At 59.9% G+C, this 24833-nt stretch carries 18 protein-coding genes; 12 read left to right on the top strand and 6 right to left on the bottom strand.

Annotated elements, in window-relative coordinates; genetic code table 11:
- Positions 1 to 128: 128 nt before the first annotated feature.
- From ACY4LX_RS25840 to ACY4LX_RS25820, 5 genes are all read right to left on the bottom strand, one after another.
- A complete protein-coding gene (locus tag ACY4LX_RS25840) occupies positions 129 to 842 on the bottom strand; it encodes an HNH endonuclease (RefSeq protein WP_463258228.1) in 714 nt (237 codons plus the stop codon).
- A gap of 120 nt (positions 843 to 962) precedes the next feature.
- Positions 963 to 1496, bottom strand: a complete 534-nt coding sequence (locus ACY4LX_RS25835) for a BRO-N domain-containing protein (RefSeq protein WP_463258227.1) — start codon at positions 1494 to 1496, stop codon at positions 963 to 965.
- Positions 1497 to 1873: 377 nt separating this feature from the next.
- Positions 1874 to 3124: a ribonucleotide-diphosphate reductase subunit beta gene (locus tag ACY4LX_RS25830; protein WP_092279009.1), complete on the bottom strand. Its 1251-nt coding sequence runs from the start codon at positions 3122 to 3124 to the stop codon at positions 1874 to 1876.
- A gap of 508 nt (positions 3125 to 3632) precedes the next feature.
- On the bottom strand, positions 3633 to 3887 hold the full coding sequence (locus ACY4LX_RS25825) for a hypothetical protein (RefSeq protein ID WP_149657780.1): 255 nt from the start codon (positions 3885 to 3887) through the stop codon (positions 3633 to 3635).
- A gap of 189 nt (positions 3888 to 4076) precedes the next feature.
- Positions 4077 to 4343: a DUF2790 domain-containing protein gene (locus tag ACY4LX_RS25820; RefSeq protein ID WP_149657779.1), complete on the bottom strand. Its 267-nt coding sequence runs from the start codon at positions 4341 to 4343 to the stop codon at positions 4077 to 4079.
- Positions 4344 to 4758: 415 nt separating this feature from the next.
- On the opposite strand from ACY4LX_RS25820, the gene acs reads away from it, so the two are divergent.
- From acs to argR, 7 genes are all read left to right on the top strand, one after another.
- Complete coding sequence (acs, locus tag ACY4LX_RS25815) at positions 4759 to 6714, top strand: acetate--CoA ligase (protein ID WP_149657778.1); 1956 nt, start codon at positions 4759 to 4761, stop codon at positions 6712 to 6714.
- Positions 6715 to 7445: 731 nt separating this feature from the next.
- The gene (locus ACY4LX_RS25810) at positions 7446 to 8219 is read left to right on the top strand and encodes an ABC transporter substrate-binding protein (RefSeq protein WP_149657777.1); all 774 of its coding nucleotides are present in this window, start codon (positions 7446 to 7448) and stop codon (positions 8217 to 8219) included.
- Between the two features lie 91 nt (positions 8220 to 8310).
- Positions 8311 to 9000, top strand: coding sequence for an ABC transporter permease (locus tag ACY4LX_RS25805; RefSeq protein WP_123407311.1), 690 nt, complete (start codon positions 8311 to 8313; stop codon positions 8998 to 9000).
- Positions 8997 to 9695: an ABC transporter permease gene (locus ACY4LX_RS25800; protein ID WP_123514330.1), complete on the top strand. Its 699-nt coding sequence runs from the start codon at positions 8997 to 8999 to the stop codon at positions 9693 to 9695. Before ACY4LX_RS25805 ends, ACY4LX_RS25800 begins: the two co-directional genes overlap by 4 nt.
- A gap of 1 nt (position 9696) precedes the next feature.
- A complete protein-coding gene (locus tag ACY4LX_RS25795; protein ID WP_149657776.1) occupies positions 9697 to 10809 on the top strand; it encodes a M14 family metallopeptidase in 1113 nt (370 codons plus the stop codon).
- A 27-nt stretch (positions 10810 to 10836) separates the two neighbouring features.
- Positions 10837 to 11601 carry an ABC transporter ATP-binding protein gene (locus ACY4LX_RS25790; RefSeq protein WP_123407318.1) on the top strand — a complete coding sequence of 255 codons (765 nt, stop codon included), beginning with the start codon at positions 10837 to 10839 and terminating at the stop codon, positions 11599 to 11601.
- Positions 11602 to 11848: 247 nt separating this feature from the next.
- Positions 11849 to 12829 (top strand): transcriptional regulator ArgR, encoded by a 981-nt coding sequence (gene argR, locus ACY4LX_RS25785; protein ID WP_054044763.1) that lies wholly within the window; start codon positions 11849 to 11851, stop codon positions 12827 to 12829.
- 37 nt (positions 12830 to 12866) lie between these two features.
- On the opposite strand, the gene ACY4LX_RS25780 is transcribed toward argR, so the two are convergent.
- Positions 12867 to 17903, bottom strand: coding sequence for a dermonecrotic toxin domain-containing protein (locus tag ACY4LX_RS25780; RefSeq protein WP_463258226.1), 5037 nt, complete (start codon positions 17901 to 17903; stop codon positions 12867 to 12869).
- A 308-nt stretch (positions 17904 to 18211) separates the two neighbouring features.
- On the opposite strand from ACY4LX_RS25780, the gene ACY4LX_RS25775 reads away from it, so the two are divergent.
- From ACY4LX_RS25775 to astB, 5 genes are all read left to right on the top strand, one after another.
- Positions 18212 to 19432 (top strand): aspartate aminotransferase family protein, encoded by a 1221-nt coding sequence (locus ACY4LX_RS25775; protein ID WP_463258225.1) that lies wholly within the window; start codon positions 18212 to 18214, stop codon positions 19430 to 19432.
- A 297-nt stretch (positions 19433 to 19729) separates the two neighbouring features.
- Complete coding sequence (gene aruF / locus ACY4LX_RS25770) at positions 19730 to 20749, top strand: arginine/ornithine succinyltransferase subunit alpha (RefSeq protein WP_149657773.1); 1020 nt, start codon at positions 19730 to 19732, stop codon at positions 20747 to 20749.
- A gap of 61 nt (positions 20750 to 20810) precedes the next feature.
- Positions 20811 to 21836 (top strand): arginine N-succinyltransferase, encoded by a 1026-nt coding sequence (astA, locus tag ACY4LX_RS25765; protein ID WP_133837982.1) that lies wholly within the window; start codon positions 20811 to 20813, stop codon positions 21834 to 21836.
- Positions 21833 to 23302 carry a succinylglutamate-semialdehyde dehydrogenase gene (gene astD / locus ACY4LX_RS25760; RefSeq protein WP_463260648.1) on the top strand — a complete coding sequence of 490 codons (1470 nt, stop codon included), beginning with the start codon at positions 21833 to 21835 and terminating at the stop codon, positions 23300 to 23302. The genes astA and astD overlap by 4 nt, the downstream gene beginning before the upstream one ends.
- Positions 23303 to 23468: 166 nt before the next feature.
- Entirely contained in the window at positions 23469 to 24815 is a 1347-nt protein-coding gene (astB, locus tag ACY4LX_RS25755) for an N-succinylarginine dihydrolase (RefSeq protein WP_149657770.1), read from the top strand.
- Positions 24816 to 24833: the final 18 nt, after the last annotated feature.

Genomic DNA, 24833 nt, shown 5'->3' with positions numbered 1-24833 from the left:
GTTGGGCTGCGCAGCAGCCCCAAACCCAGCAAACGCGGTGAATCAGACAAACCAAGTTGTGAGGATTAACGACTGCTTCGCAGCCGAACGGGGGTAAACCCCCTCGCCACAAATTTCACCAGGCCCGGTTATTCGACTTTCAACCGTTTCACCTTTTTATAAAGCGAAGCAGTGAATTCATGCCGGTCGCTCGAATGGTGACAACGACGATGACAATTCGGGCACAGCGCCACAGCATTCCTCGGTCGATCCGAACCTTCATGCGCCAAATGCTTAACGTGATGAACCTCAAGAAATGGGCGACCATCCTTCTCAAACGGAGCAGGTTCTCCACAGCCCTCGCATTTACCTTCAGCCTGCTGACGAACCCACGCTCTCACTTCAGGATCGCGAACATAAGACTTTCCGCTGGACTGAGTTTGCTCGGGTCGCTCAATCCCTTTCGGCTCATCTTTAAGGAGGTGTCGCTCAAGTTTGGCCGCTCGTTGCTCCAGCGTTGCCTCGTCCGCAGTAGGAGCAAAATCTTCGGGTGTCAAAATGCTTGAAGCGCTGAGCGCTCTACGAATGCTGCGCGCAACATTCGCGCCGACGTTCTTGGCCGGTTTGTAGCCCTCGATGCGAGCACGATCCAGTTCGACCAGCACCGTAGAGATGTTCTGCATCCGAAACTCAACCGATCCTTTAGTCCGGCTGGCTAAGGCACCTTCACGCAGGATGCGATTTTCCTCAGTCTTAACGACTTTCTGACCGCTCTGCTCGCGGGACAACATGCTGAGATAGGCATCGACCGCTGCCTGAATCTCCACGTCAGTCCAATCGCTGTTGCTCTTTTCAGTGTCCATACAATCGCCGAGGGTTGAAAACCCTCGGACGATACTGAGTGGCCATTACGACTGTCTACGAAAATTCCTACAGAAAAGACCGACGCATCGCTCAAGCGATCCTACAAAGACACCACCGCACTAACCCACCGATTGCTTCGAAGACTGAAACACCTCCAAAACCCTGCGCCACCAAGGCTTAACCACCGGCACCCGTCGTCGCGTGCGATTGAGCAACAGATAAGGCATGTCCCTCAGCCGAATCCAGCCTTCATCCTGCCAATGCAACAGACTCAACGACATTTCCGGCCAATCCAACAAACTCAACATTGGTCGATCAGGATTCTTCGACGGCACGGCATCACGTAAGGCGGGCACCACTTGATGAGTCAACCATTCACGCAACAACCGATTCCCCGGTGCGTAGTGATAGACCAGCAACGCGTACACGCCGGACTCGCTGAGCATCAATCGCTTCTCCGGTTGGCCGTGATAATTGATCAGCAACGTATGCCGCTGATCCTCGTCCAGCTTGCTGACCAATCGATCATTCAAATGGAAACCCATTAAGCGACCCAGATCGCGGGCACAGAACCATGGCTGGTTTTCCAGGAGGAGGGCGTGAAGGTATAAGTTTTGGCGGGTGAAGACAGTGGGGATGAAGGGATCAGACATGACCGATCTCCAAAATGCCAGGAGAGCGGATTGCTTGTTGTGTGGGCATATCCATTACCTCTACGAATGAATTGGATAGAGCCAGACCCAACGTAGAGGAGGTAAGAAATCCCAACAGGCATTCTCTTTCACACAAGTTCACGCGCAAGTCTTCAAGACAAAACGCGGTTCTGTGTGAATAAGTCAGCTTCTACGTTGGGCGTTTCTTAGGCACCTGGATTGAGCTTAGAGGTGCATTGAAGTGGGATCAATCAGGAAACGGCTGGATATGCTGTAGGAGTTTTAGCCAGGTGATGTAGGGACGACCAAGTTTTCTTCTAGGCATTAAAAAGCCCCGATTAGATCGGGGCTTCTAGGTTTTCGATTAGCCTCGGGAGTTAATCCCAGCTAAGCGCACCACCGGTTTGGTATTCAATAACCCGAGTCTCAAAGAAATTCTTCTCTTTCTTCAAGTCCATAATCTCGCTCATCCAAGGGAACGGGTTAGTCGTCCCTGGATACTCTTCCTTCAACCCAATCTGCGACAAACGACGGTTAGCGATGAACTTCAGGTAGTCCTCCATCATCGCCGCGTTCATGCCGAGTACGCCGCGAGGCATGGTGTCACGCGCGTATTCGATCTCCAGCTGAGTGCCCTGCAGAATCATCTGCGAAGCTTCTTCCTTCATTTCAGCATCCCACAAGTGCGGGTTTTCGATTTTGATCTGGTTGATCACGTCGATGCCGAAGTTCAGGTGCATGGATTCGTCGCGCAGGATGTATTGGAACTGCTCGGCGACGCCGGTCATTTTGTTGCGGCGGCCCATGGAGAGGATTTGGGTGAAGCCGCAGTAGAAGAAGATGCCTTCCAGGACGCAGTAGTAAGCGATCAGGTTGCGCAGCAACTCTTTGTCGGTTTCGACGGTGCCGGTTTCGAACTTCGGATCGGAGATCGAGCGGGTGTATTTGAGGCCCCAGGTGGCTTTTTTCGCGACCGATGGGATCTCGTGGTACATGTTGAAGATCTCGCCTTCATCCATGGCCAGCGATTCGATGCAGTACTGGTAGGCGTGGGTGTGGATCGCCTCTTCGAACGCCTGGCGCAGGATGTACTGGCGGCATTCCGGGTTGGTGATCAGGCGGTACACGGCCAGGACCAGGTTGTTGGCAACCAGGGAGTCGGCGGTGGAGAAGAAGCCGAGGTTGCGCATGACGATGCGGCGTTCGTCGTCGGTCAGGCCTTCCGGGTCTTTCCAGAGGGCGATGTCGGCGGTCATGTTGACTTCTTGCGGCATCCAGTGGTTTGCGCAGCCGTCCAGATACTTCTGCCAGGCCCAGTCGTACTTGAACGGGACCAGTTGGTTGAGGTCGGCGCGGCAGTTGATCATGCGCTTTTCGTCGACGGCAACACGGGCGGAGGCGCCTTCGAGTTCGGCCAGGCCTTCGGCAACGTCGAGGTTGTCCAGGGCGGCCTTGGCACGGGCGATGGCGGCGGAGTCGGAGGCGGTCACGGCGCGCGCTTCTTGGGCGGCAACGCCACCGGCGGTGTCGAGGCGGTCCATGTTGGCTTCAGTCGCGTGGCCGGCGTTGGCGCCTTTTACGGCTACTTCGCCCGTGTCTTCTTTGTCGAATTCGTCCCAGCTCAGCATGACGTGTCGTCTCCTGCGTGAGGGCCAGATTGCCCATGTGATGGTTTGTCACACGGTCGTACTGGCCGCGTTGGATCTAAGAAAATGTAATTGCAGCTAAGGCAGGCAAAAACAGGAATTTTTTACGGGGCCGAAGCCGCTGACGGGCGCAGAAAAACGCAATCGCTTCTGCGTGGGCTTCAGACTGGCTGCTGATCCGTGTAAGGGAATATTGCAGGCCCGTTTAACGCCGCATTATAGGGAAAAAAACAGGGCTGTGGTGCGACGAAATGGCACTGAGATCGGACGGTGGGGGAGGTTTTTTTGGTCGGAGCGAGGGTTTACAGGGCTTTGGCTGGGTATCGCGGGGGCAGATTTTTTTTCATTAATTTTGGCGCGTTGGTTTCTTTGCTCAAAAAATAGCCAAAAAAACGGTTTTTCACTACATGTTGTGTTTTGAGGCGCTTTTCGATGGCTCCAGACACAACTGAGCCCGACCGAAGTCGGGCAATGCTGATTCAGCCAAATGTCAGCTGAAAGTCGCCGAGTTGGTGCGTTCGAAACCATCGGCAGCGAAGGTCGCCGAACCGGTTTTGTCGTAGCCGTCTTCTGCAACGGTGGCGGAACCGGTGCGATCGTAGCCATCCGCAGCAACCGCGGCAGAGCCGGTGCGATCGTAACCGTCAGCGGCGACGGCGGAGCCCGTACGGTCATAACCATCAGCAGCGAAAGCGCTACCGGCCAGTACGGAGAGGGTCAGGGCGAGGATCAGTTTGGTTTTCATGGTGGTGGCTCCAGGTTCGTTGGCGTTTTGTGCCTTGGGTGTGGAATTCATACTACGCCGGTTAATTTGATTAAAAAGCGCAAATAATCGCACTAAACAATCGCATTTATCGATGTATACGGTTCGGCGCTTCATCGGCCTTAAACAGCGGGCAGGTGGGTCGAACCGTTAAGGGGAAGTGCGGGAAGATCAGCCGTTAGAGCAGCCGTTACCCATGACGCTATAACGCAGGATGTGGCGTTGGCCTTTGGAGTCGTCGTATTCCATTTTCATCGGAACCACTTCGCACACGTTCGGGACTTCGCTCATGGACACTACATTGGCGATGTCCAAGTGAGTGGAGTAGGTGTATTCCTCTTCTACCACGGGTTGTTGCTGTGCGACATCAGTCGGGACCTCGTCTGCCATGGCGTTTAAGCACAAGCTGCTGAGGGCCAGAACTAATAAAGCTTTCATTTCAGTTTTACCTTTCTAAAGTCGTGAGGGGTCACGCAATCTTTTTGGGATTGCGTGTGGAACTTCAGTACTTGGTGTTTTGATTAACTGCCTTCGTGGGGGCTGCAACTTGGTTAATCAGGGTTGCCTTGTTGGCGGGGCTGATTTTAGGCGTGGGGGGTGGATTCATATACCCGTGGTTTTGATAAACACCTTTCGCGGATTTGGTAACAATCCCTGCAAAGAGCGAAAGTTCACAGGCTTCGTCAGCGCCTACGGGGGCGGGGAGGCCCGGATTGCGGGGGTTTAACCCAAAAAGGGGCGTAACCACGACGTTTTGTAGGGGCTTGTTACTACCATCGTCGAATGGTTCTATAGGCTCGGCCCGGCTACAACAGAGCCATACAAAAACAACTATTCCACCGAGGTAAGAAAGATGAGTGCGGCTTCTTTGTATCCCGTTCGTCCCGAGGTAGCAGCCAATACGCTGACTGACGAGGCCACCTATAAGGCCATGTACCAGCAGTCGGTCGTCAACCCGGACGGCTTCTGGCGCGAGCAAGCCAAGCGCCTCGACTGGATCAAGCCTTTCACCACGGTGAAGCAGACTTCCTTCGACGATCACCATGTCGACATCAAATGGTTCGCCGACGGCACCCTGAACGTTTCCTACAACTGCCTCGACCGCCATCTGGCCGAGCGCGGCGATCAAATCGCGATTATCTGGGAAGGGGATGACCCGGCCGAGAGCCGCAACATCACCTACCGCGAGCTGCACGAACAAGTCTGCAAGTTCGCCAACGCCTTGCGCGGCCAGGATGTGCACCGCGGCGACGTGGTGACTATCTATATGCCGATGATCCCCGAAGCCGTGGTCGCCATGCTGGCCTGCACCCGGATCGGCGCGATTCACTCGGTGGTGTTCGGCGGTTTCTCGCCGGAAGCCTTGGCCGGTCGCATCATCGACTGCAAATCCAAAGTAGTGATCACGGCTGACGAAGGTGTTCGTGCCGGCAAGAAGATCCCGCTCAAGACCAACGTCGACGATGCGCTGACCAACCCGGAAACCAGCAGCATCCAGAAAGTCATCGTGTGCAAGCGCACCGGTGGCAACATCAAGTGGAACCAGCATCGCGACATCTGGTACGAAGACCTGATGAAAGTGGCGGGCAGTGTGTGCGCGCCGAAAGAAATGGGCGCTGAAGAAGCGCTGTTCATCCTTTACACCTCCGGTTCGACCGGTAAGCCAAAGGGCGTGCAGCACACCACTGCCGGTTACCTGTTGTACGCGGCGATGACCCACGAGCGCGTGTTCGATTATCGTCCGGGCGAAATCTTCTGGTGCACCGCCGACGTCGGCTGGGTCACTGGCCACAGCTATATCGTCTACGGCCCATTGGCCAACGGCGCGACCACGTTGCTGTTCGAAGGCGTGCCGAACTATCCGGATATCACCCGGGTGGCGAAGATCATCGACAAGCACAAGGTCAACATCCTCTACACCGCGCCAACCGCGATCCGCGCAATGATGGCGTCGGGGCAAGCCGCTGTTGAAGGCGCCGATGGCAGCAGTTTGCGCCTGCTCGGTTCGGTCGGCGAGCCGATCAACCCGGAAGCGTGGGACTGGTATTACAAGAATGTGGGCAAGTCCCGTTGCCCGATCGTCGATACCTGGTGGCAGACCGAAACCGGCGGCAACATGATGAGCCCGCTGCCGGGTGCTCACGCCCTCAAGCCGGGTTCCGCAGCACGTCCATTCTTCGGTGTGGTGCCGGCGTTGGTCGACAACCTGGGCAACATCATCGAAGGCGTCGCCGAGGGCAACCTGGTGATTCTCGATTCGTGGCCAGGCCAGGCGCGCACGTTGTATGGCGATCACGACCGTTTCGTCGATACCTACTTCAAGACCTTCCGTGGCATGTACTTCACCGGTGACGGCGCCCGTCGTGACGAAGACGGTTACTACTGGATCACCGGTCGCGTGGATGACGTGCTTAACGTTTCCGGGCACCGCATGGGCACGGCCGAGATCGAGAGCGCGATGGTCGCGCACCCGAAAGTCGCCGAGGCTGCCGTGGTTGGCGTGCCGCACGACATCAAGGGGCAGGGCATTTATGTCTACGTCACCCTCAAGAATGGCGAAGAGCCAAGCGAGCAACTGCGCCTGGAGCTGAAAAACTGGGTACGCAAAGAGATTGGCCCGATTGCTTCGCCGGATGTGATCCAGTGGGCGCCAGGGCTGCCGAAAACCCGTTCGGGCAAGATCATGCGCCGGATCCTGCGCAAGATCGCCACGGCTGAATACGATGGGTTGGGCGACATATCGACCCTGGCGGATCCGGGTGTGGTGCAGCATTTGATTGATACGCACAAGACGATGAACGTCGCGTAAGCAGCGGTTCTGAGTCGCACAAGCCCCGCCAGGCAAAACGTCTGGTGGGGTTTTTTATTGCCTGGTTTTTTGGGGTGGCAGGTCCGGCCTCTTCGCGGGCAAGCCTCGTTCCTACAGAGGTAGGATCGTTACCACGCTCCGCGTGGGAATGCATCCCGTGACGCTCTGCGTCACAGCGTCAACGGCGGACGCGGAGCGTCCATGGCGGCATTCCCACGCGGAGCGTGGGAACGATCAACGGGTGAGCCGAATAATTATCGGCATCACCTGTAGGCCATTTCCCACTGTTACCTCCACCCATGAGTGTGTCTGAATGTGTAACCGCCCCCGCCGATCCGGGGCGTAGGGAAACGCAACGTCCCGTTTCAGGGCATCGGAAACACCCATGAAAAATAAGACATAACGCTGCGCTTGCCGGATTAGAAGGCTTTGCCAATAATAGGCCCGCAATTTGCAGCATAGATCGGTTCACAATCTTTTGCTCTTGCATGAAATTGCAAGGCTGTCAACGTGCCCAAGCGGCATTCTCAGTGCATCTGTAATTAGTTGTCGCATTGAAGAAATATCGGCTTCGGGCCTGTCGTTAGAATGCCGATCACTCGCTCGTCGTTGCTCGCGTTGAAATCAGCGCGGGTTTCTCAGGACGCAGCACCGCTTTCCCGTTTAACCCATTCGCATATTGGGCTTGTGCTCACTCTGCCGTTTTTGCCCTTTACCGATGGAGTCCCAAGATGAAGAAACTTGTGCTGCTTGGCGCCCTGGCACTGTCCGTGCTGTCCCTGCCGACCTTCGCCGATGAAAAGCCCCTGAAGATCGGTATCGAAGCGGCGTACCCTCCGTTTGCCTCCAAGGCCCCGGACGGCAGCATCGTCGGTTTCGACTACGACATCGGCAACGCCCTGTGCGAACAGATGCAGGTCAAGTGCGTCTGGGTCGAGCAAGAGTTCGACGGTCTGATCCCGGCACTCAAAGTGCGCAAGATCGACGCGATCCTGTCGTCCATGTCGATCACTGAAGACCGCAAGAAGTCCGTGGACTTCACCAACAAGTACTACAACACCCCGGCGCGCCTGGTCATGAAGGCCGGCACTCAAGTCAGCGAAAGCCTGGCTGAGCTCAAGGGCAAGAACATCGGCGTGCAACGTGGTTCGATCCACGAGCGTTTCGCCCGCGAAGTCCTGGCCCCGCTGGGTGCCGAGATCAAGCCTTACGGTTCGCAGAACGAAATCTACCTCGACGTGGCCGCCGGCCGCCTCGACGGCACCGTGGCAGACGCTACGCTGCTGGATGACGGTTTCCTGAAAACCGACGCCGGCAAAGGTTTCGCCTTCGTCGGCCCGGCCTTCACCGACGTCAAATACTTCGGCGACGGCGTGGGTATTGCCGTTCGCAAGGGTGATGCGCTCAAAGACAAGATCAACACCGCGATCACCGCCATTCGCGAGAACGGCAAATACAAGCAAATCCAGGACAAGTACTTCGCCTTCGATATCTACGGCAAGTAACACGTCCGAGCGACAAGTCCGAAATGGCGCAAGCAACAGGATCTCTGAGGTTTGCGCCATTTTTTCATCCCAACTTTCGAGGACCTGAATCATGTTGAAAGGCTACGGGGCTGTCATCCTCGATGGCGCATGGCTGACGCTTCAGCTCGCCTTGTCGTCCATGGTCCTGGCCATTGTTCTGGGCTTGATCGGCGTTTCGCTGCGTCTGTCCCCGATCCGCTGGCTGGCCTGGCTGGGCGACCTGTATTCCACGGTGATCCGCGGGATTCCCGACCTGGTGCTGATCCTGCTGATTTTCTACGGTGGTCAGGACCTGCTCAACCGCGTCGCACCGATGCTCGGCTTTGACGACTACATCGACCTGAACCCATTGGCCGCCGGTATCGGCACCCTGGGCTTCATCTTCGGTGCGTACCTGTCGGAAACCTTCCGTGGCGCCTTCATGGCGATCCCGAAAGGTCAGGCAGAAGCGGGCATGGCCTACGGCATGAGCAGTTTTCAGGTGTTCTTCCGGGTGTTGGTGCCGCAGATGATTCGCCTGGCGATTCCGGGTTTCACCAACAACTGGCTGGTACTGACCAAGGCCACCGCGCTGATTTCGGTGGTGGGTCTGCAAGACATGATGTTCAAGGCCAAGCAGGCGGCCGATGCCACCCGCGAACCTTTCACCTTCTTCCTCGCAGTGGCGGCGATGTACCTGGTGATCACCAGTGTCTCGTTGCTGGCATTGCGTCACCTTGAGAAGCGCTACTCGGTAGGCGTAAGGGCGGCTGATCTATGATCTTCGACTACAACGTCATTTGGGAGGCCCTGCCGCTGTACTTCGGCGGCCTGGTGACCACCCTCAAGTTGCTCGCGCTGTCGCTGTTTTTCGGTCTGTTGGCGGCGTTGCCGCTGGGGCTGATGCGCGTGTCCAAGAACTCCGTCGTCAACATGAGTGCCTGGCTGTTCACCTACGTGATCCGCGGCACGCCGATGCTGGTGCAACTGTTCCTGATCTACTACGGCCTGGCGCAGTTCGAAGCCGTACGTGAGAGCTTCATGTGGCCGTGGCTGTCCAGCGCGACGTTCTGTGCGTGCCTGGCCTTTGCGATCAACACCAGCGCCTACACCGCGGAAATCATCGCCGGCAGCCTGCGGGCCACGCCGAACGGCGAGATCGAAGCGGCCAAGGCCATGGGCATGTCCCGCTACAAGATGTACAAGCGCATCCTGCTGCCGTCGGCCTTGCGCCGGGCGCTGCCGCAGTACAGCAACGAAGTGATCATGATGCTGCAGACCACCAGTCTGGCGTCCATCGTGACCCTGATCGACATCACCGGTGCCGCGCGCACGGTCAACGCCCAGTTCTACCTGCCGTTCGAGGCGTACATCACCGCCGGCGTGTTCTATCTGTGCCTGACCTTCATCCTGGTGAAGATCTTCAAACTGGCCGAGCGCCGCTGGCTGGGCTACATGGCCCCGCGGAAGCACTGATATGGAACGCATCGATCATTCATTGCCGTGGAGTCACCTGGGCAGCGAACGCCAGATTTCGGTGTTCCGTTTCGGCACTGGCGAGCGCAAGGCCTACATCCAGGCCAGTCTGCATGCCGATGAACTGCCGGGCATGCGCACCGCGTGGGAGCTGAAAAAGCGTTTAGGTGAGCTCGAAGCCCAAGGCTTGCTCAACGGCGTGATCGAACTGGTGCCGGTGGCCAACCCACTGGGCCTCGGTCAACTGTTGCAAGGCAACCATCAAGGGCGTTTCGACGCGGGCAGCGGCAAGAACTTCAACCGCGATTTCGTCGAACTCAGCGCCCCCGTGGCCGCTGCGGTGGACGGGCGCCTGGGGGATGATCCCCACGCCAATATCCGTTTGATCCGCCAGGCCATGAGCGACACCTTGGCCGCATTGCCACCCGCCGCCAGCCAGTTGCAAGGCATGCAGCGCATCTTGCTCAGCCATGCCTGCACCGCCGACGTGGTGCTGGATTTGCATTGCGATGCCGAGGCCGCGCTGCACATGTACGCCTTGCCGCAACATTGGCCGCAATGGCGTTCGCTGGCTGCGCATCTGGACGTGAAGGTGGGTTTGCTGGCGGAAGATTCCGGCGGCAGCTCCTTTGATGAAGCCTGTTCGCTGTCATGGCTGCGTCTGTCGCGGCTGTTCCCGGACGCGCAGATCCCTCTGGCGTGCCTGGCGACCACCATCGAGCTGGGCGGGCAGGCTGACACCGGTCGCCCGCAAGCCGAGTTCCACGCCGAAGGCATTTTGGCGTTCCTCGCCGAGCAAGGCCTGATCAGCGGCGAATGGCCGAAACCGGCGCACGAAGCCTGCGAAGGCATGCCGTTCGAAGGCACTGAATTGCTGTTCGCGCCGCACCCCGGTGTGGTGAGTTTCCTGCGTAAACCCGGTGAATGGATTGAAGCCGGCGATGAGATTTTCGAAGTGATCGATCCGTTGGCGGATCGGGTCAGCACGGTGTGTGCTGGTACGTCCGGGGTGCTGTTTGCCATTGAACGGCTACGTTATGCCCAACCCGGTTTCTGGCTGGCCAAGGTGGCGGGGCGCGAAGCGCTGCGTCACGGGCGCTTGCTCAACGACTGACTGACTGTTTTTGTGAGAACCGACCGCATGTACAAACTTGAAGTCCAAGACCTGCATAAACGCTATGGCAGTCACGAAGTGCTCAAGGGCGTGTCCCTGAAAGCGGCGGCTGGCGATGTGATCAGCATCATCGGCTCCAGTGGCTCCGGCAAAAGTACTTTCCTGCGCTGCATCAACCTGCTCGAGCAGCCGCACGCGGGCAAGATCCTGCTCAACAACGAAGAGCTGAAACTGGTTTCGAACAAGGACGGCGCGCTGAAGGCCGCCGACCCGAAACAGCTGCAACGCATGCGTTCGCGCCTGTCGATGGTGTTCCAGCATTTCAACCTGTGGTCGCACATGACCGCGCTGGAAAACATCATGGAAGCGCCGGTCCACGTGCTCGGCATGACCAAGGCTGAAGCGCGCGAGAAAGCCGAGCACTACCTGAACAAGGTTGGCGTGGCTCATCGTAAAGACGCTTACCCGGGCCATATGTCCGGCGGCGAGCAGCAGCGCGTGGCAATTGCCCGTGCACTGGCGATGGAGCCTGAAGTGATGCTGTTCGACGAACCGACTTCGGCTCTGGACCCGGAACTGGTCGGCGACGTGCTCAAAGTCATGCAGGCCCTGGCGCTGGAAGGCCGGACCATGGTGGTGGTGACCCACGAAATGGGCTTCGCCCGTGAAGTGTCGAACCAGTTGGTGTTCCTGCACAAAGGTGTGGTTGAAGAGAGCGGCAACCCGCGTGAAGTGCTGGTCAATCCACAGTCCGAACGCTTGCAACAGTTCCTCTCGGGCAGCCTGAAGTAAACCGGGCTCCCGTTGTGCACCGGGATAGTGCATGCTTCGCGACCTAAAGGCTGGCCTCGATCCCCTGTAGGAGCGAGGCTTGCCCGCGAAGAGGCCGTGTCAGTCGACATCATTTGTGAATGACACACCGCCTTCGCGGGCAAGCCTCGCTCCTACAGGGATCGCTGTTGGTTTTGAGATTTGCGTTCATTTACGGGCTAGCATTGGCCCATGCCTTCATCACTGTTTTCGTTTTGGATTGCCCGCCATGACTGCCCATCGAATTGGTTTCCTGATTTGGCCCAGCACTAAAGCTCTGACGCTTGCGCTGGCTGAGGAGGCCTTGCGTGTTGCCCAGCGTGTGCATCCGGACGTTGTCTACGAACTGTCGTTCTTGCAGGCCGAACCGCCGACCGAAGGTGCCTGGCAATTGCCCGGTGAGCCCTGGGCCGGCAAGCTCGAAAACTTCCAGAAACTGTTTTTGCTCGCCGATGAGCCGCCGACCGCACTCGCGCCAGCCCTCAGCAGTTCGCTGAAACAACTGGTGCGCGCCGGTTGTGTGATCGGTGGTTTGTCCGCCGGGGTCTACCCGTTGGCGCAACTCGGTTTGCTCGACGGTTATCGCGCCGCCGTGCACTGGCGCTGGCAGGACGATTTCGCCGAACGTTTCCCGAAAGTCATCGCCACCAGTCATTTGTTCGACTGGGATCGCGATCGCCTCACCGCGTGCGGTGGCCTGTCGGTGCTCGACTTGCTGCTGGCGGTACTGGCCCGTGATCATGGCGCCGAACTGGCCGGTGCGGTGTCCGAAGAACTGGTGGTCGAACGCATCCGCGAGGGTGGCGAACGCCAGCGCATTCCCCTGCAAAACCGTCTCGGCTCCAGCCATCCGAAGCTCACCCAAGCGGTGTTGCTGATGGAAGCCAACATCGAAGAGCCCCTGACCACCGACGAAATCGCCCAGCACGTGTGCGTGTCCCGCCGGCAGTTGGAGCGGATCTTCAAGCAATACCTCAACCGCGTGCCGAGCCAGTACTACCTGGAACTGCGCCTGAACAAGGCCCGGCAGATGTTGATGCAAACCAGCAAGTCGATCATCCAGATCGGCCTGTCGTGTGGCTTCTCTTCGGGGCCGCACTTCTCCAGCGCCTACCGCAATTTCTTCGGCGCCACGCCGCGGGAAGATCGCAACCAGCGGCGCAGCAGCAGTCCGTTCGAATTGTCCTCGGTGCCTTCCGAGCGCGGTTGATTCGGTCGATGTGCGCCAGCAGGGCTGGCGCCGCGATTCAGTCTTCCACCGTCGATTCCTCCGAGTCCGACACCTCCAATTCAGCCAGTTGGATAACCTCTTCCACGCCGAAGTCGCAGTGGGTGTTCTTGAAGTAAGCCAGCAGCAGTTGCAGGCTCTGCTCGGAAAGCGGATTGCCGCGCAGGTTGATTCTTTCAGCGAGCTCCACCGGCGTCTCCAGAATGGCGTGGGGTAGCTCGACGATCCGGTTGTCGCTCAAGTTGGCAATGTCGAGCTCGGTGAGGTTCAGCAGGCCCGGGGGTAATTCGGTGATCTGCGTGTGATCGAGAATCAACGTGGCCATTTGAGGCATATGGCTGACGTCCGGGGCGAGCATCAGCGGGTTGCCACCCAGGTCGAGGAAATCCAGGTGCTCCATGCCCGCCAACGCCTGGACCGTGTTGGCCGTCAATGTGATTTCGCAATCCGGCAGGACCAGTGATTTGAGCGCGCCTATGTGGAACACCGATTGCGGAAGCTCCCCCAATCGGTAGTCACGAATGGTCAAGCCTTCGAGATTGGGGAAGCAGCGCAGGAAACCATCGCCGACCGAGGTCACGCCATCCATGCTGTGCAGGTAGAGGTGCGACACGTGGCTGAAGTCGGCGCTCAGTGTCGGCAGTTGACCGATGACTACGCTGTCCAGGGCCAGTTCATAGGAGGCTTCCAGGGTTTCGTTGAAATCATCCAGCTCCGTCTCCTTGCGCCAGCCTTTCTCGATCATGCGCTTGAGGTCGTCACGGGTGCTGTGTTCGATCAGCTCTTCTTGCGCAGTCAGGGGTTGGCCAGTGACGGGGTGGACGGCGGGAAGGTCGGCAGTCCAGACGGCGAGCGCCGTCGTCAGCGTGTCGTACTCGGCTTCCAGGCGTGTGAGTTCGACGCGTCCTTGCTCCAGCGTGCCCGGCAGTCGGTAGACGAAGTCGCTGGCCATCTCGCGATCCAGTTTCGGATACAGGTTGGCGGCGCGCTCCAGATCGGCTTGCGGGGCGTAGATCCCCCAATCTTCGTTCTTCGCTTGAAAATAGGCTTTCACGCGATCCCGGGTCTGGGCGTCGTAGGGGTTGCCGCCGAGGTCAAAGCCCCTGGCTTGGCTGGCGGGCAAGTCGAACAGTTCAAGGGGCAGTTCGGTCATCTGGTTGTCCGGCAGGATGACGCCATTGAGATGCTCCAGGCTCAGCAGACCGGGCGGGAGTCGGGTCAGGCCAGTGTCGCCAAGGTCGAAATAGCTCAGGTAGGTCATGGCCCGGGGGCTGACGATCAGACCCAGCGGGTTTTTCGACAGGTCCAGCACCTTGAGCCGACTCAACGAGCCGAGGGTGGCTTGGGTCTGGGCAGTCAGGGTGATGCCGCAGTTGCTGAGCACTATTTGGGTCAGGTTCGGCAGGTGGGCGATGGATTCCGGGAACGTGGCCAGGGGCAGGTTTCGAACCTCGATGCGTTCCAGGCCGGTGAAGTGACTGAGAAACGCTGCGCCGCCCCGGGTGTTCGGATGGCCCTCCAGAATCAGGAACGACACGTGGCTGAAGTCGGCGTGCAACTCCGGCAGTTCGCCGATGATCGGGCGGGTGCACCGGAACATGTAGCCGCGATCGCCTGCGTCCAGGTCGCCGTCATTCAGGGCCGTTTGCCGACGCCAGCAACGCTGCAATTCTTCCATCAGCAACCTGCGGTTTTGCAGGGCGTCCAGGCGCTGGGCGATGCTGAGCCTGGCCCCGGTTTGCTGGTCGAAATAGGGGGTGGCCAGGGTCCAGAGGTGCAGTTCGTCATGGAGCGTCCTGTATTCGTGGTAGCGCCGCGACAGTTCCATCCAGCCGCCATCGGGATGCTGTTGCAAGGCCTGCACGTAGGCGTCGACCTCTTCAGGAATAAACGCCGGGTAAAGTTCGCGGACCCGATCCTGCAGCGAAGGCGCTCCGGGTTGCAGGTGATGGTAGCCCTCCATGCCGCCGGGCAGGCGCATGGTGTGCGGGTCGTAATGCGGTTTGCGCAGCGGGTGCGGGGATAAGACTTTCTGCAAGGCCTCATGATCCAGCGCATGTTCGCGCACCAGTTGCTTGAGCCGTGGGCCCTGGCCGGTGCGCAGTTGCAGTCGCTGGCGTTCGCTGTCCGGCAGCGCCCACAGCACGCTGCTGTAGAAATCCTCGCGGTTGGCCAGTGCCTCGCCGCGTTCGTCGTAGGCCTGGTAACCGCCTTCTTCCAGTTGCACCAGCACTTTGCGCTCAGGGGCCTGTGGGCTGCCGATGCTGTCGAGGCGTTCGCCGCTGAACGAGTAGCGCGTGACCTCGAGGCGAACCTGGCCCGACCAACCCGGCAGTCGTGGCAATGAATGCAAGGCCAGTCGAGCGGTGTCAGGGTTGTCCGGCGAGGCCAGTTCCAGGCTTTCCCGGGCGCGCACCGCTCGCACGTGTTCCTGGGCCCAGCGTGCCCGCTCTTGAAGCTCGCGGCTGAGCGTGCCTTGTTCCAGTAGTTGCAGGTCTTTGCCGCTGGCGCTGTTGAGCAGTTCCTCGGCGACACTGGCCGGCAGGCCCCGAACCTCGTCCATCAGGCGCCGCGCCCGGAGCTCGACGTTGCGCTCCAGCGCGCGATAACGGGACTCGAACAAGGTGCCGCGCCGTTCCTGCACGATGCGCGCGAGGCGGGCACGCAAGTTCGCGGCGCGAGCCTCCAGCGCCAGAACGGGGGCGCCGAAGCTCTCCTCGAACAGGGTTCTGATTTCTGCCTTGTTCAGAAAACTCAGGGCCATTTCCAGCACGTCGCCACGGCCCATCGGCAGGTCAAAAACCGGGGCGCCCTGGGTCAACCCGGTGTGACTGCGCCAGGCTGTTTGCCCGCTGCTGTCGATCAAACGCAGCCCTTTGCCCTGGGGCCATGGCAGTTGCTCGGTGAGCAATTGCAGTTGGGTTTGCGGGTCGGCCGAGAGGTACGTGCGCAGGTCCTGGCTGGCGATGCGCTCGATAAAGGTTTGCAGGTCCTTGTCGATCTTGAAGCGCTTGAGGGTGTCGGCCAGCAGCGGCGGCAGGGGTTCGTGGTCGACATGCATGCGGCGCAAGGCATTTTCGTGATAGCCGCTGATTCGCAGCACTTGTTCGCGTTCACTGGCCGAGAGTGTGTCGGCCACCTGTCCGAGGCGTTGCAGCAGCGTTGCGCGATCCCAGGTCAGCGGCTGTTCGAGTTCGGTGTGCCAGGTGCCATTGCCGTTGGTTTCCAGGCGCGGCTTGTAGGCCTCGGGTCGGGTCGGATGCTCGATGCGAAACTGGCCGCGAGTGGCGTCATGGGAAACCTGATAGTGCGTGTCTTCCAGGGGCAGCAAGGTGTGCTCGCCGAGGGTGTGCAACCCTTGTGCATTGGGGCGGCTGCCGCTCGGCAGCGGGGTTTGTCGTTGGTAAGGCCCCAGGTCGCCGTTCCAGTAGCGGGTTTGACCGTCAGTGGATTTGACCGGCGTGAAGCGGTCAATGAAATCAATCCACGCCTTGGGCAACGCCTGGCGAAACGTCTGGGTCGCCACGGTGGCGCCGGCGGCGAAGATCCCCAGTTGCACCAGGGTTTGCAGCACGTTCATGGTGTGTTCGAAGGCTTGGTCGGTCAGGCCTTGCGCCCAGTCGATGATGCCCTCGAAGGTTTCGTCGAGCACTTGGTAAGCGGTGTAGGCCAGCATCAACTCGCCGAGGAAGGGCACGAAGGGCGCCGCAACGAACGCGGCAATCTGCAGTAGGGTGGAGGCGATGTGAGTAAAGGATTCCCAGCGTTCCCAGCGCTGCTTTTGGTCACTGCTGGCGGTCGACACGGCCAGGGTGCGGCCATCGTTGAGGATCTTGTCCAGTTGGCGCTGATACAGGTGTTGCCACAGATTGCCGCTGATGGCGTGGCAGGCAAACTGCAGGTTGCTGTGCGGTGCTGGGCTTTCGCGCCAGGTCGGTTGCGGGTCGCCGACGCTGTGCGGGTGCCAGGTGATCCGGGACAAGCGCTGGTTGAGGCCGGCGAAAAAATACCCGCGGTCCGCGTGATTAATGAAGCGACTGAAAAACCGCTGGTAGTGGGGCGAGCGCAGTTTGCCGCTAAGGTCGGCCATGAAGTGCGCGGTGGACGGGTATTGCTTGAGCGGCGACTGAGGATCATCCGGGATGTACGCCACCACCGGCACCGCACTGCGGTTGAGTTCCAGGTCGGGGGCGAACAGCAGGATGCCGGTCACGCTGGCCGACATGATCGTCAGGTCGTGGCACAGCAGCGGTTTACCGTCGAGCAGCATGCCCGGCACTTCATTGATCACGCCGAGCATCGCGTTATAGGTGTGCGGTGTTAACGGCTGGTCGTCGATCAACGCCAATTCCAGCGCCAGGCGCAGCGCGGCTTTGTGGCTGTCCTTGACCTGCTGTTGCAACACCGCCTGGGTCACCGGGTTGCTCGTCCCCAGGTTGTCTTCGAGCCACTCCTGATATTGCTGGCCGATATCCAGTTCCCGGCACAGGCGCACAAAGTCCGGAATCGTCAGGCGATCCTTGAGGTGCCCAAGCACCTCGAAATGACCGGTCGCCGAGGGCTGGGTGATGTAGGTGGAGTTGGCCTCGTAAGCATCGGTTTCGGCCTCCGATGGCTCGAAGTTGTGCAGCGCGGCGTCGAGCAGCGACACCGTCCAGGCGCGGGCACCGCCGGACTGGATCGGGAACCAGGGAATCGACGCGGGCACGTACAGGCGCAAAAACGTGCGATTGACGTCCAGGTCAAGGCCGTATTGGTTTTTCAACGCGTCGCGCAACAAGGGTTCACCGAAGGCGCGCGGGTCTTGCAGCTGTTGCAGGCGCTGGTCGACGCTGTTCTGGGCGGTCCAGTAGCTGGCGTTCAGCCGCTTCAGAATCTGGTGTTGCGCAGGCGAGGTGTTTTTGAAGGCCTGGCGGATCTGCGGCGCCGTGGCGCTCAGGGCGGCTCGGCGGGAAGGGCTGGCGTCGATCAGCCAGCGGGGCAGGGTGTTGGCGAGGTGGCCATAGTGGTTGTCGAAATGCTGCGGCCATAGAGGCGGCGCTTTGGAATCAGTCACGGGTTCGTCCCTGAACAGGTTGGGGGACGCCAGCAGACACCGAATCGACCGCGCAGGTGCGGTACATAGTTACCGCACATTCGCCAACCACTTGAAATCTAATGTCGCGCACGCTGCCGCTCATCCCGTGCATCGGTTTAAACTGCGCCTTTGCGACGGTATATGTCGCATTGCCGTAAACCCGGCTGAAACCGGGGTTTGCGCTATAAGAAGTTGTCGCTTGGCGGCAAGGCCGGGCTGAAAACTGTCCTTACAATCCCCTCATCGCTCGCCAGTTTCAGGCGAGTGTTCCTCTTCAGGAGACTCCGATGTCCGTTGAGCACGCTGCGGTACAACGCGCCGATTTCGACCAGGTAATGGTTCCCAACTACGCGCCTGCCGCATTCATCCCTGTGCGTGGTGCCGGTTCCCGCGTCTGGGACCAGTCTGGCCGCGAGCTGATCGACTTCGCCGGCGGGATTGCCGTTAACGTATTGGGCCATGCGCACCCGGCGCTGGTCAGTGCCTTGACCGAGCAGGCGAACAAGCTGTGGCACGTGTCCAACGTGTTCACCAATGAGCCGGCCCTGCGCCTGGCGCATAAGCTGATCGACGCCACGTTTGCCGAGCGCGTGTTCTTCTGCAACTCCGGCGCCGAAGCCAACGAGGCCGCGTTCAAGCTGGCCCGTCGCGTCGCCTTCGATCGTTTCGGTACTGAGAAGTACGAAATTATCGCCGCGCTGAACAGCTTCCACGGCCGCACCCTGTTCACCGTGAACGTCGGTGGCCAGTCGAAGTATTCCGACGGTTTCGGTCCGAAAATCACCGGTATCACCCACGTGCCTTACAACGATCTGGCGGCTTTGAAAGCGGCTGTTTCGGACAAGACCTGCGCCGTGGTGCTGGAACCGATCCAGGGCGAGGGCGGCGTGCTGCCGGCCGAACTGGCTTATCTGCAAGGTGCCCGCGAACTGTGCACCGAGCACAACGCGTTGCTGGTGTTCGACGAAGTGCAAACCGGCATGGGCCGCAGCGGCAAGCTGTTCGCCTACCAGCATTACGGCGTGACCCCGGACATCCTGACCAGCGCCAAGAGCCTGGGCGGCGGTTTCCCGATCGCGGCGATGCTGACCACCGAAGACCTAGCCAAACACCTGGTCGTCGGCACCCACGGCACCACCTACGGCGGCAACCCGCTGGCGTGTGCGGTTGCGGAAGCCGTGATCGACGTGATCAACACCCCTGAAGTGCTGGCCGGCGTCAACGCCAAGCACGACAAGTTCAAGGCGCGCCTGGAACAGATCGGCGAGAAATACGGCCTGTTCACCCAGGTCCGTGGCCTGGGCCTGTTGATCGGTTGTGTGCTGAGCGATGCCTGGAAAGGCAAGGCCAAGGACATCTTCAACGCCGCCGAGCGTGAAGGCCTGATGATCCTGCAAGCCGGCCCGGACGTGATTCGCTTCGCCCCGAGCCTGGTGGTGGAAGACGCCGACATCGATGCCGGCCTGGATCGTTTCGAGCGCGCTGCTGCAAAACTGACGCAAGCCTGATCCACCCTTCGACGCCTGACCGTTCAGGCGTCGATCCAAATTTTTATGCCGGGTTAGCTTCAATGTGGGGGCGGGCTTGTTGTGGCGAGGGGGCTTGCCCCCGTTCGATTGCGCAGCAATCGTGAATCGGTTTCCACGTTCTGATTCGAGAGTGTGGTGACTGATTTAGGGCCGCTTCGCGACCCAACGGGGGCAAGCCCCCTCGCCACACAAGGGCTCCCACAGTTGGCTCTGAGAAATTTCAGGACTAACCCGGCTATTTTTCCTATAAGAGTTTTTCGAGAAAGGAGTGACACCATGCTGGTGATGCGCCCCGCGCAAATGGCTGATCTGGGCGAGGTACAGCGTCTGGCTGCGGACAGCCCGATTGGTGTCACTTCCTTGCCGGATGACGTTGAACGCCTGAGCGACAAGATCGCGGCGAGCGAAGCCTCGTTTTCCGCTGAAGTCAGCTTCAACGGTGAAGAGAGCTATTTCTTCGTCCTCGAAGACAGCGCCACCGGCAAACTGGCGGGCTGCTCGGCGATCGTTGCCTCGGCCGGTTATTCCGAGCCGTTCTACAGCTTCCGTAATGAAACCTTCGTGCACGCCTCCCGCGAGCTGAAGATTCATAACAAGATCCACGTGCTCTCCCAGTGCCACGACCTGACCGGCAACAGCTTGCTGACCAGTTTCTACGTGAAGCCGGAGCTGGTGGGTTCGCCGTGGGCAGAACTCAACTCCCGTGGTCGTCTGCTGTTCGTCGCCAGCCACCCGGAGCGCTTCGCCGATTCCGTGGTGACCGAGATCGTCGGTTACAGCGATGAAAATGGCGACTCGCCGTTCTGGGATGCCATCGGTCGCAACTTCTTCGACCTCAACTACGCCGCCGCCGAGCGTCTGTGTGGCTTGAAGAGCCGGACCTTCCTCGCTGAGCTGATGCCGCATTACCCGATCTACGTGCCGCTGCTGCCGGACTCCGCGCAAGAAGCCATGGGCCAGGTGCATCCGCGTGCGCAGATCACGTTCGACATCCTGATGCGCGAAGGCTTCGAGACTGATCACTACATCGACATTTTCGACGGCGGCCCGACCTTGCACGCCCGCGTCTCGGGGATCCGCTCGATCGCCCAGAGCCGTGTGGTCCCGGTGAAAATCGGTGAGCCGGTCAAAGGCGCCGGTCGTCAATACCTGGTGGCCAACGCCCAGTTGCAGGATTACCGCGCCGTGTTGCTCGAGCTCGATTACGCGCCGGGCAAACCCGTGACCCTGGATCTGGAAGCGGCCGAAGCCCTGGGCGTCGGTGAAGGTGCCAGCGTGCGCCTGGTCGCGGTTTAAGCTTGCTTATAAAAGCTGAGAGTTTCACGGGTGGCGCGAGCGGCCCGTTTGAGGAGATAGCATGATCGTTCGTCCCGTACGCAGCAGCGATTTACCCGCTCTGATCGACCTGGCCCGCAGCACCGGCACCGGCCTGACTACCTTGCCGGCCAACGAAGAACGTCTGGCCCATCGGGTCGGCTGGGCCGAAAAAACTTTTCGCGGCGAAGCCGGGCGGGGCGATGCGGACTACCTGTTCGTGCTCGAAGACGACAACGGTCGCGTGGTGGGGATTTCTGCCATCGCCGGCGCGGTCGGCATGCGTGAGCCCTGGTACAACTTCCGGGTCGGCCTGACCGTCAGCGCTTCGCAAGAGCTGAACATCTACCGCGAAATCCCGACGCTATTCCTGGCCAACGACCTGACCGGTAACTCCGAGTTGTGCTCGCTGTTCCTGCACGCCGATTACCGCAGTGGCCTCAATGGCCGCATGTTGGCCAAGGCGCGGATGCTGTTCATCGCTGAATTCCCGCAACTGTTCGGCAACAAGATCATCGCCGAGATGCGCGGTGTGTCCGATGAAGCCGGGCGTTCGCCGTTCTGGGAGAGCCTGGGTCGGCACTTCTTCAAGATGGAATTCAGCCAGGCCGATTACCTGACCGGCGTGGGCAACAAGGCGTTCATCGCTGAACTGATGCCGAAGTTTCCGCTGTACACCTGCTTCCTGTCGCCAGATGCGCGCAACGTGATCGGCCAGGTTCACCCGGACACCGAGCCGGCCCTGTCGATGCTCAAGAGCGAAGGTTTCAGCTATCAGGGCTACGTCGACATCTTCGACGCTGGCCCGGCGGTGGAATGCGAAACCGGCAAGATCCGCGCCGTGCGCGACAGCCAGGCGCTGGTGCTGGCCATCGGTACGCCGGGGGATGACGCCACACCGTTCCTGATTCACAACCGCAAGCGCGAAGACTGCCGGATCACTGCCGCACCTGCACGCTTCGCCGCCGGTACGTTGGTGGTCGATCCGCTGACCGCCAAACGTCTTCAACTCAACGCCGGCGATCAAGTGCGCGCCGTTCCGTTGTCCGCTGCTCGGGAGTCGAAATAATGAATTCGCTATACATCGCAGGTGAATGGCTGGCTGGCCAGGGTGAAGCTTTTCAATCGCTGAACCCGGTGACCCAGCAAGTGTTGTGGACCGGCGAAGGCGCCACCACCGCCCAGGTTGAATCCGCCGTGCAAGCCGCACGTCAGGCGTTCCCGGGCTGGGCCCGTCGGACCCTGGACGAGCGCATCAGCGTGCTGGAAGCCTTTGCCGCCGCGCTGAAAAATCATTCTGACGAACTGGCCCGCTGCATCGGTGAAGAAACCGGCAAACCCTTGTGGGAGTCGGCGACTGAAGTCACCAGCATGGTCAACAAGATTGCCATCTCGATTCAGAGCTACCGTGAGCGCACCGGCGAGAAGAGCGGCCCATTGGGCGACGCCACTGCCGTGTTGCGCCACAAGCCCCACGGTGTGGTCGCGGTGTTCGGTCCTTATAACTTCCCGGGCCACTTGCCCAACGGTCACATCGTGCCGGCGTTGCTGGCCGGGAACAGCGTGCTGTTCAAGCCCAGCGAGCTGACGCCGAAAGTCGCCGAGCTGACGGTCAAGTGCTGGATCGAAGCCGGCCTGCCGGCGGGCGTGTTGAACCTGCTGCAAGGCGCTCGTGAAACCGGGATCGCCCTGGCGGCGAACCCGGGGATCGACGGTCTGTTCTTCACCGGTTCGAGCCGCACTGGTAATCACCTGCATCAACAATTTGCCGGTCGCCCGGACAAGATCCTGGCGCTGGAAATGGGCGGTAACAACCCATTGATCGTCGACGAAGTGGCGGATGTTGAAGCCGCCGTCTACACCATCATCCAGTCGGCCTTCATTTCCGCCGGTCAGCGTTGCACCTGTGCCCGCCGCTTGCTGGTGCCGCAAGGTGCCTGGGGTGACGCATTGCTGGCGCGCCTGGTGGCGGTCAGCGCGACGGTTGATGTTGGTGCGTTTGATCAGACGCCGGCGCCGTTCATGGGCTCGGTGATTTCCCTTGGCGCGGCGAAAGCATTGATGGATGCCCAGGAACATCTGCTGGGCAACGGCGCGGTGGCGCTGCTGGAAATGACTCAGCCCCAGGCGCAAGCCGCGCTGCTGACCCCAGGCATTCTCGACGTGACCGCGGTGGCCGATCGTCCTGACGAAGAGCTGTTCGGCCCGTTGCTGCAAGTGATCCGCTACGCTGATTTTGAAGCGGCGATCACCGAAGCCAACGACACCGACTATGGCCTGGCGGCCGGTTTGCTGTCGGATTCCGAAGCGCGTTATCAGCAGTTCTGGCTGGAAAGCCGCGCCGGGATCGTCAACTGGAACAAGCAGCTGACCGGTGCCGCGAGCAGCGCGCCATTCGGCGGCGTCGGCGCCTCGGGCAACCATCGCGCCAGCGCCTACTACGCGGCGGATTACTGCGCGTACCCGGTGGCTTCGCTGGAAACGCCGAGCCTGACGTTGCCTGCGACCCTGACGCCTGGCGTACGGATGGCGTAGCGCCCATTCGCGGGCAAGCCTCGCTCCTACAGGTTTTGTGGCGTCCGCATAATCGGCACACACCACAAATCCCGTAGGAGCAAGGCTTGCCCGCGAACGCCGCGACGCGGTCTTACTGAATTGTTACCAGATGCCTATAAAAACAGATTCTCGTGGAGCCTCGCTGATGAAATCCTATGAAGTCAATTTTGACGGTCTAGTGGGGCCGACCCATAACTACGGCGGCCTGTCCTACGGCAACGTCGCGTCCCAGAGCAACAGCCAGCAGTCTTCGAACCCGAAGGAAGCGGCGTTGCAAGGCCTGGCAAAAATGAAAGCCCTGATGGAAATGGGCTTTCAACAAGGCGTACTGGCACCGCAAGAACGCCCGGATGTCGCTGCATTGCGCCGTTTGGGTTTCAGCGGCACCGACGCCCAAGTGATCGAGCGGGCTGCCAAAGAAGCCATGCCGCTGCTGGTCGCCAGTTGCTCGGCGTCGAGCATGTGGGTTGCCAACGCCGCCACGGTCAGCCCGAGTGCGGACACTGCTGATGGCCGGGTGCATTTCACCGCCGCCAACCTCAATTGCAAATACCACCGCAGCATCGAACACCCGACTACCAGCCGCGTGCTGGGCGCGATGTTCGCTGACCAGAAACACTTCGCGCACCACGCCGCCTTGCCGGCCGTGGCGCAGTTCGGTGACGAAGGCGCGGCCAACCACACCCGTTTCTGCCGTGAGTACGGCGAGGCGGGCGTCGAGTTCTTCGTGTTCGGTCGCAGCGCTTTCGACAACCGCTACCCGGCACCGCAGAAATACCCGGCGCGCCAGACCCTCGAAGCGTCCCAGGCCGTAGCGCGTTTGCACGGCTTGAGCGATGACGGCGTGGTTTACGCGCAGCAGAACCCATCAGTAATCGATCAGGGCGTGTTCCACAACGACGTGATTGCCGTGGGCAATGGCGAAGTCTTGTTCTATCACGAGGACGCGTTCCTCGACACCGAACAGATGCTGGCCGAGCTTTCCGGAAAACTCGCCAAGGTCGGTGGGAAATTTCAGTCTGTGTGTGTTCCGCGTTCCGCGGTTACCGTGGAAGACGCGGTTCGGTCCTACCTGTTCAATAGCCAGCTTCTGTCGCGTCCTGACGGCTCGATGCTCTTGATCGTGCCGGAAGAATGCCGTGGCAACGAGCGCGTCTGGCAGTACCTGCAAGGTTTGACCAGCTCCGGCGGGCTGATCCGCGAAGTCAAAGTCTTCGATTTGAAACAGAGCATGCAGAACGGCGGTGGCCCGGCTTGCCTGAGACTTCGCGTCGCACTCAACGAAACCGAACTGGCGGCGGTCAATCCAGGGGTTATCATGACGGCACCGTTGTACGGCACGCTGACCGAATGGGTCGACAAGCACTACCGCGACCGCATGACCGAAAACGATCTGGCGGACCCGCAATTGCTGCTTGAATGCCGGACGGCACTGGATGAATTGACGCAAATCCTTAAACTGGGCGCGGTTTATCCATTCCAGATCAATTAAGGGCTGGCGGGCTCTTGT

The sequence above is a fragment of the Pseudomonas sp. Emmai genome (assembly GCF_055179735.1).
The sequence above is the reverse complement of the archived record's forward strand: the minus strand, read 5'-3'. Positions and strand labels throughout refer to the sequence as shown.

What these genes read in the sequence shown, in the direction of transcription:
- argR (WP_054044763.1), top strand. Translation starts at nt 11,849, where the DNA reads ATGACTGCCCATCGAATTGGTTTCCTGATTTGGCCCAGCACTAAAGCT.
- ACY4LX_RS25800 (WP_123514330.1), top strand. Translation starts at nt 8,997, where the DNA reads ATGATCTTCGACTACAACGTCATTTGGGAGGCCCTGCCGCTGTACTTC.
- astB (WP_149657770.1), top strand. Translation starts at nt 23,469, where the DNA reads ATGAAATCCTATGAAGTCAATTTTGACGGTCTAGTGGGGCCGACCCAT.
- ACY4LX_RS25840 (WP_463258228.1), bottom strand. Translation starts at nt 842, where the DNA reads ATGGACACTGAAAAGAGCAACAGCGATTGGACTGACGTGGAGATTCAG.
- ACY4LX_RS25795 (WP_149657776.1), top strand. Translation starts at nt 9,697, where the DNA reads ATGGAACGCATCGATCATTCATTGCCGTGGAGTCACCTGGGCAGCGAA.
- ACY4LX_RS25830 (WP_092279009.1), bottom strand. Translation starts at nt 3,124, where the DNA reads ATGCTGAGCTGGGACGAATTCGACAAAGAAGACACGGGCGAAGTAGCC.
- astA (WP_133837982.1), top strand. Translation starts at nt 20,811, where the DNA reads ATGATCGTTCGTCCCGTACGCAGCAGCGATTTACCCGCTCTGATCGAC.
- ACY4LX_RS25805 (WP_123407311.1), top strand. Translation starts at nt 8,311, where the DNA reads ATGTTGAAAGGCTACGGGGCTGTCATCCTCGATGGCGCATGGCTGACG.
- ACY4LX_RS25825 (WP_149657780.1), bottom strand. Translation starts at nt 3,887, where the DNA reads ATGAAAACCAAACTGATCCTCGCCCTGACCCTCTCCGTACTGGCCGGT.
- acs (WP_149657778.1), top strand. Translation starts at nt 4,759, where the DNA reads ATGAGTGCGGCTTCTTTGTATCCCGTTCGTCCCGAGGTAGCAGCCAAT.
- aruF (WP_149657773.1), top strand. Translation starts at nt 19,730, where the DNA reads ATGCTGGTGATGCGCCCCGCGCAAATGGCTGATCTGGGCGAGGTACAG.
- ACY4LX_RS25775 (WP_463258225.1), top strand. Translation starts at nt 18,212, where the DNA reads ATGTCCGTTGAGCACGCTGCGGTACAACGCGCCGATTTCGACCAGGTA.
- ACY4LX_RS25820 (WP_149657779.1), bottom strand. Translation starts at nt 4,343, where the DNA reads ATGAAAGCTTTATTAGTTCTGGCCCTCAGCAGCTTGTGCTTAAACGCC.
- ACY4LX_RS25835 (WP_463258227.1), bottom strand. Translation starts at nt 1,496, where the DNA reads ATGTCTGATCCCTTCATCCCCACTGTCTTCACCCGCCAAAACTTATAC.
- ACY4LX_RS25790 (WP_123407318.1), top strand. Translation starts at nt 10,837, where the DNA reads ATGTACAAACTTGAAGTCCAAGACCTGCATAAACGCTATGGCAGTCAC.
- ACY4LX_RS25810 (WP_149657777.1), top strand. Translation starts at nt 7,446, where the DNA reads ATGAAGAAACTTGTGCTGCTTGGCGCCCTGGCACTGTCCGTGCTGTCC.